The organism is Flavobacterium sp. SOK18b (assembly GCF_014156605.1).
In the GTDB taxonomy this organism is placed as follows: Bacteria; Bacteroidota; Bacteroidia; order Flavobacteriales; family Flavobacteriaceae; genus Flavobacterium; species Flavobacterium tiangeerense.
Genome location: NZ_QKNZ01000082.1, coordinates 1 through 15,648, shown reverse-complemented (window position 1 = coordinate 15,648; position 15,648 = coordinate 1). Strand labels below are relative to the sequence as shown.

Genomic DNA, 15,648 nt, shown 5'->3' with positions numbered 1-15,648 from the left:
AAAACCTCATCCAAAAGATGGAACTTAAAGAAGAACGTTGGTTTGAATTAAGCGCCAAAATGGAAGGTTAAAATTAGGACTCAGTTGCAGTTTGCAGCTTGGAACATTATTACTATTTAGGATTAAATCCACAACAAAATTTTGATTTTGTTGTGGATTTTTTTTTGCATAAAACCAATTTTTGACTGGTAAGAAAAATTACATTGAATTAAAAGACCGATCGGTGTTTGGTAGTTTATTTTATATATTTTTGAGAAATTTATTTTTTGATTTTTGTCAGACTAAGATACCACATTATAATAGATTAAATTGATATCATTAAATCAATATACAAGTTGTAAAAACAGTTTAAAAAAAAACAAATAGCCAAATTAACATAACCATATTTTAGAAAAAACTATATGCAAGAAGAAGTAAAAAAACACACCAAAAAAATATACAAAACTATGACAAATAAAGAACACACTTTGGGAGAGAAATCAAAAGAAATCATCATAGAAATTTTTATAATCGTTTTTGCTGTAACACTTTCAATATGGTTACACAGTTGGAGTGAACACAGACATCAACAAGAAGAAGTAGCAGTGTTTCTTGGGAATTTAAAGAATGACTTACAGAATGACATAAAAAATATCGACATTGAAAAGAAAGGATACCAAAAATCAAACAAAGGCTATGAAAAAATTTTAGCACTAACTACTCTGCAACTTGACAGTATTTATAAGTCTAAAAATGTGGTTGATTTTCCAATTTATTCACATGGACAAATAATGAATATTGGAAATTATGAAGGTTTTAAGTCAAGCGGCAAAATTGGCTACATTGAAGACGAAAAATTAAAACAGAAAATCTTAAATTATTACCAAATATATGTACCGGCAGTTAACGAAGTTAATAAAATTTATAATGATTTTCTGTTCAAGTGTTTTGACAAAATGATAGAAAATGCAGATAAGCCTGAAGAGAAAATGTATGCAGACCCAAAATTTAAAAAAACAATACAATTTCTTATAAAAATAGGTAATAATAACCTAAGGGTTTATGACAAAAATACTAAGCCAGAGGCATATGAGCTTATTAAAGAAATTGACAAAGAACTTCAAAAATAAAAAAAACATGGGCGCGCCGTATGGCAAGGATTGACATAAATAAATTAACTGGATTTAAAGAAATAAGTACAAATTTTATTGCAATAATACTTTTGAATCTCATTTTTAATCTAAAATCCGAAGTTAAAAAATAGTAGAAGTGCAAAACAAATTGAAAATCAAAAAAATTGCCTATTTACTAACAGCCATTATAATATAGCTAGAGTTTAGTGGAATTACCGTTTTTTATCTTATTTTCGTTTTTCCACAAATACTACTCTTTGTAAGTCGCAAACGTAACAAGTCGAAAGTAAGCAATCTTTCAAAATAAAATTGGATAAAAATCAATATTTAATCAGAATTAAACTAAAAAAAAGACATGAAAAAAAGAGCGTTAGTATTATTAATATTTATTACTCAATTGACATTTGCACAAAAAATAAATTTCAAAATAATTGAAGATAGAACAGAGGTAGACGATATAGAAGCTATTACAGTACACGTAGAAGTTCTAAATAATACGAAAAATGATATAACAATACTAAAACCAGCAACTGAATTTAATCAAAAATGGAGATACTACAAGAGTAAAGTTGAATGTCCTTCTGATCCAACTTTGTGGGTATCTGAAATTCAAATAGAAACGCCATACACAGAATCAGATTTATTAGTAATTCCAGCAAAATCTAAAGCAGAAATAATTATTAACGGCAGAAAAAATTGCGGTTCATTATCATGTGGATCAAAAGAATTTGAATTACAAATATCTTATGATGCTAGTGAATTAATAAATAATTTAAGTACTACAAATTTAACTTCAAATGAAATAGAAATACTCCAAAAACTAACACCAATTAGGATTGAAAGTAAAAAAACGAAAATTAAAATGCTTTAAAAATCAACGAACAGCTAACTTGTATGGAAAGTTTTGGATTTTGAGTTTAATTTAAAGATACTTTTGTTCTTAGAAAACCTAATACCTCGAATAAATAAAAATGATCTCATCCACGGTTAGCAAAGATTTGTATTCGACGCGCACAACCACGAGCATACTCAATTCGGAGACGAAATAGTTCTTCCTTAGACTACGCAAATATCCAACTTTTCGCCTTCAATTATACTCACAAAAAAACTCAATAAACCCCACCTCAAGTTCATAATCGTAACTTGGGATGGGGTTTTTCGTATGAATACATTAACAGAAAATTAGCACAATTACACTACTTGAGTATTGAAATAACGTATACATTTGACAATCAATTTCAATCATCAATCTGTAAATCAACTCAAATGAACGTTAAATCTACAAACGCACCCATCAAAAAAAAATCTAAATTCATACCATACCTACTCTTGTTGAGTACAATTTTGTTTTTTCAATATTCGTGGTCACAAAATATTTCAGTAAAAATAATTGATGCAACAACTAAAGAGGTTATCCCCTATGCCACAATCAATATTGACAAAAAAGAACATTTGATCTCAAATGCTGAAGGTTTTTTCAATCTTCCAGAAACTGCCCTTCAAGATGACAATACATTAATCATTACCTATCTAGGCTATAAAAATCTTGAAGTTAAAGTAAGTCAATTATCAAAACTAGATTATATCATAGCACTCACTCCTACTATTTTCGAATTAGATGCTGTACAAGTAAATGGTGAAAAACCCAATCCTTATTCAATCATGGCTACCGTAAAAGCTAACTTAGCTGTGAATTACGGTAGTAAAAACAGTCCAACAAAAGACATGTTATTTGTGAGAAAATCAACTGCGACATATCCTAATGAAATTGTAGTTGATGTAAATCAGTCCACAGGTTTTTCAAAACAAGCACTAAAAAAAGTAAACAATGATATTCAATCTTTTACAAACACTTTAATTGCATCACCCCCAAAAGAGTATACAGACATGTTGTGTAATTTGTATACCAATACTATTAAAAAAGACAATAAGTCATTTGAATCACATAAAATGAACGTTCTCAAAGCAACGGTTCTCAAAAATGAAGGAAGTGCAACCTCATCAGAAGAGTTGAAACAAATAGGCATAAAAACAATGCTAAAACACTTAGATTCTACAAAGTATTACCGCATTAAAAGTGGACTCATCGGTTCTCGAGATACTATTTCTTTAAGAAAAGATTTCAACAAAAAGAAAATAAAATCTAAATCAGCAGATAAAAGTACGCTCTTAACAACCACCAAATACAATTTAACGCAATTCATCCAGAACAATAATTTAGGTACATCTTCCGAGCATGATTTTATAAACAATCCAGATTTGTACCGTTACAAATTTGAAGGAACTACTTTTACTGAAGATAACGATTATGCATTTGTACTAACATTTTCACCCAAAAAAAGCAAAGCTAAATACACCGGTAAACTCTATATCAATGAGTCTGATTATGCCGTTCTTAGAGCTGAATACCAACTTGATGAAGGAGAAAAACTAAACAATGTAAATTTAAAATGGCTTTTAGGTATTAAAGTAGCCCAAAATAATAACAAAGGAATTTTAATGTACCGAAAAAAATCAGATGAAAAGAACTATTACCTACACTATGCCTCTGAAGAAAATGGCAATTATTTTTATGTAAACCGACCTTTGAAATTTATTGAAATCACCAAAGAAGACAAAGACATTCTATCATTAGACATAAAATTTGAAGGAAACGCTACTACTAAAACTGAATTTTTAAATCTATCGCATTCCCTTGTAACAGATACTGATGTTACTAAAGTTGTTGAAAATGAATTCAAACTTATAGCTATAAAATCATATGATCCTAAAATATGGAAAGGGTACCACGCTATAGAACCATTAGCAGAATTAAAGCGATTTAGAGTAAAAGATTAATTTACATAACCAGATGTCGCAGATATATACAAATTATCTCATACACGCATAGCGCAACATTGCATTCTGTTCCCACAACAAGGAGCAACCGCCCTTCGGAGATGAAATAGTTCATAGTTGAACTACGCAAATATCCAACTTTGCGCTTGCGATTATAGACCCAAAAAACCACAACAAAATATGGATTTAGTTGTGGTTTTTTGTTGTATCTTAATTTTGAAAACTTCACTTTGGTATTAAACACAACCAAATTAATATTTAAAACTGAAAATTTATGAACATAGAAAACAAAAGGGCTATTGGCATCGTCTTGACAGTAGTTCTTATATTGCTCATCCCATTAATAGCAATGCAGTTCACAAATGAAGTAAACTGGACCCTTTCTGATTTTGTGGTCGCTGGTGTCTTATTACTTGGAACTGGTTTTATTTGTGAGTTTGTCATGAGAAAGATAAAAAAAACCAGGCATCGAATCATTCTCTGTGGAGTTATTCTGTTAGCACTTCTCCTATTTTGGATAGAACTTGCAGTCGGGCTTTTCGGGACACCCTTCGGCGGATCGTAAACCGTAAACAGTTAATGCGTATTTATAATCCATTCACTATTTAACTGCAACAAAAAACCACAGCAAAATCTAATTCTGCTGTGGTTTTTTTCTGTGACAATTTTAAATTCCCCCTTCGTGTATTAGGGGGTTTTCTACCAAGGAATAGGATTGTAATCTTTCAAAAACTTACCACACCAATGCTTTCCAGTATTGATTCCGTCAAACAACGGATCCATTACCCGCGCAGCACCATCCACAATATCTAATGGTGGTTGAAAATCTTCTTCTTCCTGTTTTCTTTTGGCTAATTCTGCCGGATCCTCGTCGGTTACCCAACCGGTATCAACTGCATTCATAAAAATACCGTCTTTTGCCAAAGTTCCAGAAGATGTGTGTGTCAGCATATTCAAGGCGGCTTTTGCCATGTTAGTATGCGGATGTCTGTCTTCCTTGAAAAAGCGATGGAACTTCCCTTCCATAGCCGAAACATTGATGATGTGTTTTTTTCCAGTGTTGTCTTTCTTCATCACTTCCGAAAGGCGGTTACACAATACAAAAGGCGCTACGGAATTCACCAGCTGCACTTCGATCATCTCTGTGGTTTCTATTTGTCCCAAGCGCAAGCGCCAACTATTGGTTTTTCGCAAATCTACTTGTTGTAAATCGGCATCAAGTTCTCCTTCGGGAAAAACTTCCTGTGCCACCAAAGCATTATCAAACGAATACGGAATCTGCGATAATTTGGCGGAAGCACGCAACCCTATTCCGGGTTCTGGTCCGTGCCAAGTTACAGGCATATTTTCATTAGATGAAAAACCAGTAGTCAACACTTTCAATTCATCCAAACAATTGATATGATCCAGCAATAATTCCTGCGCCTGTTGCGGTAAAGTGTCGATGGAACGCTCCTCATTTTCCATTAAATGCGTATAGAATCCAGCAGGACGTCTCACGGTTTGGGCTGCATTATTAATCAGAATATCCAAACGATCGTATTTTTGCTCTATGAAATTACAGAAAATTTCCACACTCGGAATATGTCGTAAATCCAGTCCGTGAATTTTCAACCGATGTCCCCACTCCATGAAATCGTCTTCCTTAGAAAAACGCAAAGCCGAATCAACTGGGAAACGAGTGGTAGCAATAACGGTTGCTCCTCCTCGTAAAAGCATCAACGTAATGTGATAGCCTATTTTTAAGCGAGAACCTGTAATTACAGCAACTTGCCCCTTTACATCGGCAGTTTGAAAACGTTTAGCATAATTAAAATCACCACAATCCGTACACATGGTATCATAAAAATGGTGCATTTTAGTAAACTCCGTTTTACATACGTAACAATTTCTTGGTGTTTCCAGTTCCAATTGTTCTTTGTTTACGAGATCATTGTACGCCAATAATTTGGGCGCCATAAACACACTGGCCTCTCGTGCATGTCGGATTCCGGTTTCTTTCCTTGCGGTTCTATCTTGCTTTTCTTTTTTACGTTTGGCTACTAATTTTCCATCTTTTTTTCTTCGAGAAAGTTCGTCACGATCCGGTCTGGAAAACATTCCAGCCGCTTTGATTAAAGCAGTTCGTTGCTCTTTTGGGATATCAAATATTTGGACGGTATCAGTATTCAGTTGTGCTAAAATAGCGATACATCGGTCAATTTCTTCTGAGCTTATAGCCGTTTTATGTTCTATTTGTTCCATCATCATCGTAAAAAAGGGATATTATTCTTGTGCAAATTTCAAGGGCGCAAATATAGCCTTTTTAAAGTCGGAACGTCTCAAGATAAAACAGTCGAAAATCCAAGTGCCAAGATGGTAGTTTTGCATTTTGGGTTTCGGCTTTAATCTTACTATCTTCGCACCTACGATGTTCTTTCACAAAGAGGCACGAAGCATCACAAAGAGACACGAAATTTCAGAAAAACTGCGTCCTTTTGAGTTTCATCTTTGAGAATCAATGTGTAACAAATAAGTACTATGCTGTTTCAACTCCAATCATATTTACAATTCCTTTGGCACTCCAAAAATGAGCATGCAGTACATTCTCCATTTGTATTTAGTTTATTGACCAAATGTTTTTATGATAAAAAATTAAAACCAGAATATGCTGATTTAAGAAAATACAGAAACACGCTTTTAGCAAATAGTAATTCGATTGAAGTGACTGATTTTGGTGTAGGATCCAAAGTGTTCAAATCGAATACGAGAGTTGTTGCAAAGATTGCAAAGACAGCTGGAATTACTGCAAAACGAGCCGAATTATTATTCCGAATTACTTGTTATTTTAAACCGGATACTATTCTAGAAATCGGAACTTCATTAGGATTAGCGACTTCGGCACTTGCTTTAGGCCATAAAAAAGCAAAAATAACAACTGTGGAAGGTTGTCCAAATACAATGGCACTTGCAAAAAGTCAATTTCAAGCATTCCATTTTGATAATGTAAATCCAATCGTTGCAGAATTTAGTAATTATTTAAGTGACTTTCAACCTTCGAATTTCGATTTTAAACTCATCTATTTAGACGGCAATCACTCTAAGAAAGCAACTTTAGATTATTTTGAAGCATTGCTTCCAACAGTGACAAATGATACGCTTTGGATATTCGATGATATTCATTGGTCGCCAGAAATGGAAGAGGCTTGGCAAATCATAAAAAACCATCCAAAAGTAACGGTAACAATTGATACTTTTCAATGGGGATTGGTGTTTTTTAGAAGAGAGCAACCTAAAGAGCATTTTATAATTAGAGTATAAAGCAAAAAAAATGACAGCCATTACTGACTGTCATTTTCAACATTGAATTAATTATTCCTTATTCTTTTGCTCTTTTCATTTCACCTGATTTTGCACCCATACGATTAACGGTATACATTGGTGCAAATTTCAATTTCAAACCTGCAATTTTTCTGTTGTCATCACTTGTAAGACCTTCTTTTTCAACGGTGTTTTTACGACTGTCAAGTGCTTCATACATCAATTTAATTTCGTCCCAATCCTCACGTGTGTAAGCATCTTTATTATTTTCAACAGTATCCACAAATTGTTGGTAAACACTCAAAATATTGTTTTTATTAACCCATACAAAACTCATGTCCTCACCTACTTTTCCTTCTCCAAAAAGTGCATTACGCATTTGTTGTTTTGGATTTGCTGGCAATACCGCAAGTTCCTCTGCTCTCATTTTTTCAAGATTAGCTCTCATCGTTTCGTACTTAGCTCTACTTGCTTCTAAACGAGCTTTTGCTTCAGCATCATCTGCCATATCCGCAAGAGCAACCTCAGCCTCTGCGCTTTTCAATTTAAACTCAGATTCTATTTCCATCCAGTTATCCTTAGTGTCCTCAGCAGCTACATTACTTAATGAATCCACATACATTACGTAATTGTCTACTTTAATTTTAGCTTGTTCTGTTTTTTCATCTTTACAAGCTGTAAATCCTATTGCAATTAAGGCAAGTCCTAATACTAGTTTTGTATTTTTCATGTTTTTATCTTTTATTGGTTAATACGTGACAAATGTATAGGCAAAGCTTTCATTTTCAATTTAAAACAAAAAATTATACAACTAATTACTATAATTGTGCAAAACCGACTAAAACCATGAGAATACTAAACAAACAGTCGGAATAGAAGATTGGCTATTACAGCGGTACCTCAGGATTTCATGTTTATGAAAAGGATACTGACTCCCGTATTGATACTTCATAATTTATGAAAACGAAGATCAAACCAAATTACTGCATCAATTCGTGTAACAAATAAAAAAAAGTGCTACTTATTATTCAAATAAAACTTTTATACCTTTATATCATAACTTAACAGCATCTTTCAAGAAACGAAAGAATAAAATTTATTAAAGAATGGCAAACCCACTGATACAGATAACCGATATTAAGCGAAACTTTGTTCTAGGAAATGAAATCGTATATGTCCTTAAAGGAATTAATTTAGAGATCAATAAAGGGGAATATGTAGCATTAATGGGACCTTCAGGATCAGGTAAATCTACCTTAATGAATTTATTAGGCTGTCTTGACACTCCTACATCTGGAAATTATATTCTTAATGGAAAAGATGTGAGCCAAATGCGTGATGATGAGTTGGCAGAAATTAGAAATAAAGAAATAGGTTTTGTGTTTCAAACCTTTAATCTATTACCAAGAACGACTGCCTTAGACAATGTGGCCTTGCCTATGATTTATGCTGGTTTTTCAAAATCAGAAAGAAACAAGCGTGCCACCGAAGTATTAGATCAAGTGAACCTTTCTGACAGAATGGACCACCAACCCAACCAACTTTCTGGAGGTCAAAGACAACGTGTAGCCATTGCGAGAGCATTGGTTAACAAACCTTCTATTATCCTTGCTGATGAACCTACAGGAAACTTAGATAGTAAAACCTCTGTAGAAATCATGAAGCTTTTTGGTGATATTCATGCCCAAGGAAACACCGTAATATTAGTTACTCACGAAGAGGAAATTGCTGCTTATGCGCACCGCGTAATTCGTTTGCGTGATGGTCTGATAGAAAGTGATATTTCAAAGTAATCAGTGTTCAGTCGCAGTTGACAGTTTTATTCATTAAAAAGAAGGTCTATACCAAATAATACTCAAGTATTATAATGACTTTGATTTTTAGAAAAAAAAACTTAAATACAACTAAGTAAAACGAATTAAAACTACCCCGACGAGAGCTATTCTAGAGTAGAAAAATATAATTTCGATCTCTTTTCTAAAGTACCGTATAAACTTTTCCATACATGAAAATCGCTTTACTTACCTGCGAAAAGCTTCCTGATTTAAATCCTGAAGATCAAAAACTAATTCCAGCACTGGCAAAATATAACATTCAGGCTGTAGCTGCAGTTTGGGATGATGCTAGCATAAATTGGTCACAATTTGACTGCTTGGTTTTTAGAAATACCTGGGACTATTTTGAAAAAGAACAAGCATTTACCCTTTGGCTTGACCACATCAAAAAATTAGGCGTTAAAACACTAAACACCATTGATACGGTAAAAAATAACATCCATAAATTTTATTTAAAAGAGCTAGAGCAAAAGGGAATCCCGATCATTAAAACCTTATTTATTGACAAAACCCAACAGCTGGATCTTTTAAAACTAATACCGGATCACTGGAATAAAGCAGTCATAAAACCCGCTTTTTCGGCAGGATCTTATCTCACCGAAGTGTTTGACAGAACACAAATTCAAGCGATAAACAATCAATATCAATCTATAGCTGCAGATAAAGAATTGCTCCTTCAGGAATTCATGCCAGAGATTCAAACATTGGGTGAAACATCATTCATTTTTTTTGATAAGAAATTCTCTCATGCTGTGAATAAAAAACCCGTTTCTGGAGATTTTAGAGTACAATCACTCTACGGAGGAAAATATACGTTGGTAGCACCATCAGCTGAACTCATCCAAAAAGCACAAAAAGTGGTCAATACTTTTCAAGAGGATTTGTTGTACGCTCGTGTAGATGGAATTGTCATTGAAGACGAACTTTATTTGATGGAAATAGAATGCATTGAACCAGATTTGTATTTTAACTTAAGTGCTAATTCATTAGACCAATTTGTTGCAGCTTTAATAAAATTAATAGCTTAAATTTGTTTTTTTTATAAAACTAAGATCTCATTAATGAAAGTATATACAAAAACTGGCGATAAAGGCACTACAGCCCTTTTTGGCGGTACACGAGTAGCCAAAGACCATGCTCGCATAGAAAGTTACGGAACCGTTGACGAGTTGAACTCTCATATTGGTCTTGTTCGGGACCAAGATATCAATGCGCATTACAAAGATATTTTAATAGAAATTCAAGACCGCCTCTTTACGGTAGGTGCCATTCTTGCAACGCCTCCAGAAAAAGAGGTAAAGAAAAACGGTGAACTGCGTTTGCAAAACTTAGGCATCATTGAAACCGACATTGAATTATTAGAAAATGAAATAGATGCCATGGAAGAAGCCCTTCCACCAATGACACATTTTGTATTGCCTGGTGGTCATACCACTGTGTCATATTGTCATATCGCACGCTGTGTATGCCGAAGAGCAGAGCGCCTAGCCGTACATTTAAGTCATGATGAACCCGTGGTTGAAATCGCAATTAAGTACTTAAACCGACTTTCTGACTACCTTTTTGTGTTGGCACGAAAGTTGTCCTACGACTTAAAAGCGGATGAAGTTCAATGGATTCCTAGAAAGTAATATTCAGTTTACAGTCGCAGTTTTTTCATAAAAACTTCAAACTTTAAACCTGAAACTTTAAACTAAAAAAAACGTTCTTAACTTTAACTAAAAATAAATCGTTTTTTACTTGTATTTTTCAGTAAAAAATTTATTTTTGCACAAAACTAAATCGACAACAGATGTATTGGACATTAGAATTAGCATCCTATTTAAGTGATGCACCATGGCCTGCTAACAAAGACGAACTTATTGACTACGCTATTAGAGCTGGAGCTCCATTAGAGGTAGTAGAAAACCTTCAATCTATTGAGGATGAAGGCGAAATATATGAATCAATGGAAGAAATATGGCCAGATTATCCCACAGACGAAGATTATCTTTGGAATGAGGATGAATATTAAAAAACAAACCAATTAAAAAGTCTCAAAAGAGGCTTTTTTTTGGTTTAAATTTACGCAAATACACAATTAGAAATATAAAAATATTATGAGTTTCATAAACAGCATTATCAAGGTTTTTGTGGGCGACAAGTCACAAAAAGACGTCAAAGCGCTACAACCCTATCTCACTAAAATAAAAACATTCGAGGAACCCCTTAAAGCTTTATCACATGATGAGCTAAGAGGCAGAACTCTTTTTTTTAAGGACAAAATCAAACAAGAACGAGCTGACAAAGATGCTAAAATAGCAGCACTAAAACTGGAAGTTGAAAACATTGTAGATATTGACAAGAGAGAGGATATTTACGTGGCCATTGATGCCCTTGAAAAAGAAGCTTACGAAATTTCAGAAAAAACATTAATGCAAATCCTTCCTGAGGCTTTTGCAGTGGTAAAAGAAACAGCTAGACGTTTTAAAGACAACACCCAAATTGAGGTAACTGCTACCCCAAAAGACCGTGAACTATCTGCCACAAAAACATACATTACTTTAGATGGAGATAAAGCTATTTGGGCTAATTCTTGGAGCGCTGCAGGTAAAGAAATTACCTGGGACATGATTCACTATGACGTTCAGTTAATAGGCGGAATGGTGTTGCACGAAGGTAAAGTTGCCGAAATGCAAACCGGTGAAGGAAAAACATTAGTTGCTACATTGCCACTTTACTTAAATGCCTTGACTGGAAACGGAGTTCACCTTGTTACGGTGAATGATTATCTTGCAAAAAGAGATAGTACCTGGAAAGCACCTTTGTTTGAATTTCACGGTATGACTGTGGAGTGTATTGACAATTACCAACCAAGCTCTGAAGGACGTAAAAAAGCCTACGATGCAGATATCACGTATGGTACCAATAATGAATTTGGTTTTGATTATTTAAGAGACAACATGGCTCATTCTCCTGATGACCTTGTGCAAAGAAAACACAATTACGCTATTGTAGATGAGGTTGACTCCGTATTGATTGATGATGCTAGAACACCTTTGATCATCTCTGGACCAGTTCCACAAGGAGATCGTCACGAATTCAATGAATTAAAACCAAAAATTGAAAACCTAGTAAGTCTTCAACGTCAATTAGCAAACGGATTCTTATCTGAAGCTAAAAAACTAATCAAAGAAGGAAATACTAAAGATGGTGGATTTCAATTGCTAAGAGCTTACAGAAGTTTGCCTAAGAATAAAGCATTGATTAAATTTTTGAGTGAAGAAGGTATCAAACAACTGCTTCAAAAAACCGAAAATCAATACATGCAAGACAACAAAAGAGAAATGCACAAAATTGATGAGGCATTGTACTTTGTTATCGAAGAAAAAAACAATCAGGTTGAATTAACAGATAATGGAATTCAGTACTTATCTGGCGATACAGATGCTGACTTTTTTATTCTACCAGACATTGGAACTGAAATTGCCAATATCGAAAAGAAAAAATTAGAGAAAGACCTTGAAGCCGAAGAGAAAGAAAAATTATTTCAAGACTTCGGGATCAAGAGTGAGCGTATCCATACATTAACACAGCTTTTAAAAGCCTACGCTTTATTCGAAAAAGATGTGGAGTATGTAATCATGGATAACAAAATCATGATTGTAGACGAGCAAACAGGTCGTATCATGGACGGTCGCCGTTATTCTGACGGATTGCACCAAGCCATTGAAGCCAAAGAAAATGTAAAAATCGAAGCTGCTACACAAACTTTTGCAACGGTTACTTTGCAAAATTATTTCAGAATGTACAACAAACTAGGCGGAATGACTGGAACTGCAGTTACAGAAGCGGGTGAGTTATGGCAAATATACAAGCTTGATGTGGTAGAAATCCCTACTAACAGAGGCATTTCTAGAAAAGACAAAGAAGATTTTATCTACAAAACAACTCGTGAAAAATTCAATGCTGTTATTGAAGATGTAACCGAATTGTCAAAAGCTGGAAGACCAGTTCTTATTGGAACAACATCGGTTGAAATTTCAGAATTACTAAGCCGAATGTTGAAAATGCGTGGCGTAGCACACAATGTGTTGAATGCAAAAATGCACAAACAAGAAGCACAAATTGTGGAGGAAGCTGGAAAACCAGGCGTAGTAACCATTGCTACAAACATGGCTGGTCGTGGTACCGATATTAAATTATCACCAGAGGTAAAAGCTGCTGGCGGACTTGCTATTGTAGGTACAGAGCGTCATGACTCGCGTCGTGTAGACCGTCAATTACGTGGTCGTGCAGGACGTCAAGGTGATCCTGGAAGTTCTCAGTTTTATGTATCGCTTGAGGACAACTTAATGCGTTTATTTGGTTCTGAGCGTGTAGCCAAAGTAATGGACCGTATGGGATTACAAGAAGGCGAAGTAATTCAGCACTCTATGATGACCAAATCTATAGAACGCGCTCAAAAGAAAGTAGAAGAAAACAACTTTGGAGTACGTAAGCGTTTGTTAGAATATGATGATGTAATGAATGCACAGCGTGAAGTAGTCTACAAGCGTCGTCGTCACGCCTTGTTTGGCGAACGCTTAAAGCTTGATATTGCAAACATGCTTTATGACACCTGCGAGTTAATTATTGAGCAAAACAAAGCAATAAATGATTTCAAGAACTTTGAGTTCGAATTAATACGTTATTTCTCGATCACATCACCAGTAACCGAAAGTGAGTTCGCCAAAATGAACCCAATGGATCTTACCGGAAAAGTATACAAAGCAACATTAGATTATTATACTGAAAAAACAGCACGTAGCGCCCGTGAAGCGTTCCCGATTATCAAAAGCGTTTATGAAGATCAAAACAATCAGTTTGAGCGCATCGTAGTTCCATTTACGGATGGAATTAAATCTTTGAATGTAGTTACCGACTTAAAAATGGCTTATGAGTCTCAAGGAGCACAACTAGTTGCTGATTTCGAGAAAAATATCACACTAGCCATTGTAGACGAAGCGTGGAAAAAACACTTGCGCAAAATGGACGAGCTAAAACAATCTGTTCAACTAGCCGTGCACGAACAAAAAGATCCGTTGCTAATTTACAAACTAGAGGCCTTTAACTTGTTTAGAGCCATGATTGATAATGTGAACAAAGAAGTGATTTCATTTTTGTTCAAAGGAGATTTGCCAGCACAAGAAAACCAACGCATTCAAGAAGCTATTGATGTAACACCAGTTGAGGATTACACCACTTCAAAAGATGAAATTGTAAGCAGCGAAAGTGCAAATCAAGAAGCCATGCAAACACAGCAACGTCAGGTTACAGAGACCATCACTCGCGACATGCCAAAAATCAATCGCAATGACAACGTAACCATTCAAAACGTGGCCAACGGTCAAACACAAGAAATGAAATACAAAAAAGCCGAAAGCTTAATCGCCTCAGGACAATGGGTATTAGTGAACTAAAACCTTTTATTTCAAGATTCATAAAACTCCACTGCGCAAGTAGTGGAGTTTTTTTATGCTATTTTTTCGGGAGCTATTCCCGCCATACGCTGCAAGCTATTGGGTTTCAAACCCTTTTTCTAGGTACTTTCAGGAGCTTCCTGCGGTCGCTCTGCCAGCACCATAAAAGTGGTTTTCAACCTGCATAGGCTTTGCGCTACTGTCAGGGCTATACCCTAAAACTAACCAAAAAGAAAAAAGAATCATCCAAAAGCAAACTAATCCTCAAAAAATCGAAATGGCTTTCACATCCAAGTAAATACATCAGAAAAGTACACAACAAATTAAAAGTCCGTTTGATGATTTATAACTATTTATTTCTATATTTGAAATTAAATAAAACCTGACTCTTGTCAGATAAAGTCACCCAATTTAGGTGCGATATGTCTGATTTTGTCAGACCTATATACAAGTTAGCGGATATTTTAAAAAAAATGACAGGAAAAATAGAAACAATATTCATTATTGAAAGTTTAGTTAAGGGAGAATTAAAAACAGGAAGCGAAATATTCTATGATACTTTAGAAAAGCATTATAAATACTACCCAGAAACTGAAAATAAGCTAAATATTAAACTATTCATTATTGACTCTAAAACTGATTTTTTTGAAGTATTAAACTATATAAAAATCAATCTTGATTATTTGAAACTTGGTATACTCCTACATTTTGAAATGCACGGAGGAAAATCAAGTGGATTAGAATTATCAAATGGAGAGAATGTAGAATGGGAAGAACTCACTGAATTTTTAAATTATACAAATCTCAAAAGTAGAAATCAGCTTTTCGTTTGTATGGCTACTTGTTTTGGAAGGTCACTTTATAAAGCGATTAATATAAAAGAAACAAGTCCATTTAGCGGATATATTTCTGCAAGTAAAGAAATTAGTCCTCAAGAAATTTTAGATGATTATCGAATTATTTATGAAAATCTACTTCAAACACATAATTTAGTAGAAGGCTATAAAGATTTAGAGTTAAAAAATCCAAATTCAAATTTTTATTATAAAGACACTGATTCTGTCTTTAAAGATTTGATAAATTATACTTTCCAAAAAATGGAAGTTAATGAAGAATTAAAAA

13 protein-coding genes are annotated in these 15,648 nt (G+C 34.3%); 11 read left to right on the top strand and 2 right to left on the bottom strand.

Translation table 11 applies throughout. The annotated features are described in order from the left end of the window. Positions 1-401: 401 nt before the first annotated feature. From DNC80_RS12245 to DNC80_RS12230, 4 genes are all read left to right on the top strand, one after another. Positions 402-1,109 (top strand): DUF6090 family protein, encoded by a 708-nt coding sequence (locus DNC80_RS12245; RefSeq protein WP_182651469.1) that lies wholly within the window; start codon positions 402-404, stop codon positions 1,107-1,109. Positions 1,110-1,467: 358 nt separating this feature from the next. Continuing rightward, positions 1,468-1,983, top strand: coding sequence for a hypothetical protein (locus DNC80_RS12240; protein WP_182651468.1), 516 nt, complete (start codon positions 1,468-1,470; stop codon positions 1,981-1,983). Positions 1,984-2,378: 395 nt separating this feature from the next. Continuing rightward, positions 2,379-3,950 (top strand): carboxypeptidase-like regulatory domain-containing protein, encoded by a 1,572-nt coding sequence (locus tag DNC80_RS12235; RefSeq protein WP_182651467.1) that lies wholly within the window; start codon positions 2,379-2,381, stop codon positions 3,948-3,950. Between the two features lie 274 nt (positions 3,951-4,224). Continuing rightward, positions 4,225-4,515 (top strand): hypothetical protein, encoded by a 291-nt coding sequence (locus tag DNC80_RS12230; RefSeq protein WP_182651466.1) that lies wholly within the window; start codon positions 4,225-4,227, stop codon positions 4,513-4,515. Between the two features lie 134 nt (positions 4,516-4,649). Here DNC80_RS12230 and DNC80_RS12225 read toward each other — a convergent pair whose 3' ends face one another. Then, positions 4,650-6,200 carry an SDR family NAD(P)-dependent oxidoreductase gene (locus DNC80_RS12225; protein ID WP_182651465.1) on the bottom strand — a complete coding sequence of 517 codons (1,551 nt, stop codon included), beginning with the start codon at positions 6,198-6,200 and terminating at the stop codon, positions 4,650-4,652. Between the two features lie 270 nt (positions 6,201-6,470). On the opposite strand from DNC80_RS12225, the gene DNC80_RS12220 reads away from it, so the two are divergent. After that, positions 6,471-7,250, top strand: coding sequence for an O-methyltransferase (locus tag DNC80_RS12220; RefSeq protein WP_182651464.1), 780 nt, complete (start codon positions 6,471-6,473; stop codon positions 7,248-7,250). Between the two features lie 58 nt (positions 7,251-7,308). Here the strand turns inward: DNC80_RS12220 and DNC80_RS12215 are convergent, their stop codons facing one another. Then, complete coding sequence (locus tag DNC80_RS12215) at positions 7,309-7,980, bottom strand: DUF6565 domain-containing protein (RefSeq protein ID WP_144892515.1); 672 nt, start codon at positions 7,978-7,980, stop codon at positions 7,309-7,311. 376 nt (positions 7,981-8,356) lie between these two features. Here DNC80_RS12215 and DNC80_RS12210 point away from each other — a divergent pair, with 376 nt between their 5' ends. The 6 genes from DNC80_RS12210 to DNC80_RS12185 form a co-directional block, all read left to right on the top strand. After that, positions 8,357-9,043 (top strand): ABC transporter ATP-binding protein, encoded by a 687-nt coding sequence (locus DNC80_RS12210; protein ID WP_144892518.1) that lies wholly within the window; start codon positions 8,357-8,359, stop codon positions 9,041-9,043. Positions 9,044-9,255: 212 nt separating this feature from the next. Further along, entirely contained in the window at positions 9,256-10,113 is an 858-nt protein-coding gene (locus DNC80_RS12205; RefSeq protein ID WP_182651463.1) for a RimK family alpha-L-glutamate ligase, read from the top strand. A 33-nt stretch (positions 10,114-10,146) separates the two neighbouring features. Beyond that, positions 10,147-10,716: a cob(I)yrinic acid a,c-diamide adenosyltransferase gene (locus DNC80_RS12200; RefSeq protein ID WP_182651462.1), complete on the top strand. Its 570-nt coding sequence runs from the start codon at positions 10,147-10,149 to the stop codon at positions 10,714-10,716. Between the two features lie 161 nt (positions 10,717-10,877). Continuing rightward, positions 10,878-11,099, top strand: a complete 222-nt coding sequence (locus tag DNC80_RS12195; protein WP_007138072.1) for a DUF2795 domain-containing protein — start codon at positions 10,878-10,880, stop codon at positions 11,097-11,099. A gap of 85 nt (positions 11,100-11,184) precedes the next feature. Continuing rightward, the gene (gene secA / locus DNC80_RS12190; RefSeq protein WP_182651461.1) at positions 11,185-14,526 is read left to right on the top strand and encodes a preprotein translocase subunit SecA; all 3,342 of its coding nucleotides are present in this window, start codon (positions 11,185-11,187) and stop codon (positions 14,524-14,526) included. Positions 14,527-14,915: 389 nt separating this feature from the next. Next, positions 14,916-15,648 (top strand): hypothetical protein (locus DNC80_RS12185; RefSeq protein WP_182651460.1); only part of this gene is annotated, 733 nt, incomplete at its 3' end.

Excerpts from the sequence above, each read along its gene's own strand:
- DNC80_RS12245 (WP_182651469.1), top strand. The coding sequence starts at position 402 with ATGCAAGAAGAAGTAAAAAAACACACCAAAAAAATATACAAAACTATG.
- DNC80_RS12240 (WP_182651468.1), top strand. The coding sequence starts at position 1,468 with ATGAAAAAAAGAGCGTTAGTATTATTAATATTTATTACTCAATTGACA.
- DNC80_RS12235 (WP_182651467.1), top strand. The coding sequence starts at position 2,379 with ATGAACGTTAAATCTACAAACGCACCCATCAAAAAAAAATCTAAATTC.
- DNC80_RS12230 (WP_182651466.1), top strand. The coding sequence starts at position 4,225 with ATGAACATAGAAAACAAAAGGGCTATTGGCATCGTCTTGACAGTAGTT.
- DNC80_RS12225 (WP_182651465.1), bottom strand. The coding sequence starts at position 6,200 with ATGATGATGGAACAAATAGAACATAAAACGGCTATAAGCTCAGAAGAA.
- DNC80_RS12220 (WP_182651464.1), top strand. The coding sequence starts at position 6,471 with ATGCTGTTTCAACTCCAATCATATTTACAATTCCTTTGGCACTCCAAA.
- DNC80_RS12215 (WP_144892515.1), bottom strand. The coding sequence starts at position 7,980 with ATGAAAAATACAAAACTAGTATTAGGACTTGCCTTAATTGCAATAGGA.
- DNC80_RS12210 (WP_144892518.1), top strand. The coding sequence starts at position 8,357 with ATGGCAAACCCACTGATACAGATAACCGATATTAAGCGAAACTTTGTT.
- DNC80_RS12205 (WP_182651463.1), top strand. The coding sequence starts at position 9,256 with ATGAAAATCGCTTTACTTACCTGCGAAAAGCTTCCTGATTTAAATCCT.
- DNC80_RS12200 (WP_182651462.1), top strand. The coding sequence starts at position 10,147 with ATGAAAGTATATACAAAAACTGGCGATAAAGGCACTACAGCCCTTTTT.
- DNC80_RS12195 (WP_007138072.1), top strand. The coding sequence starts at position 10,878 with ATGTATTGGACATTAGAATTAGCATCCTATTTAAGTGATGCACCATGG.
- secA (WP_182651461.1), top strand. The coding sequence starts at position 11,185 with ATGAGTTTCATAAACAGCATTATCAAGGTTTTTGTGGGCGACAAGTCA.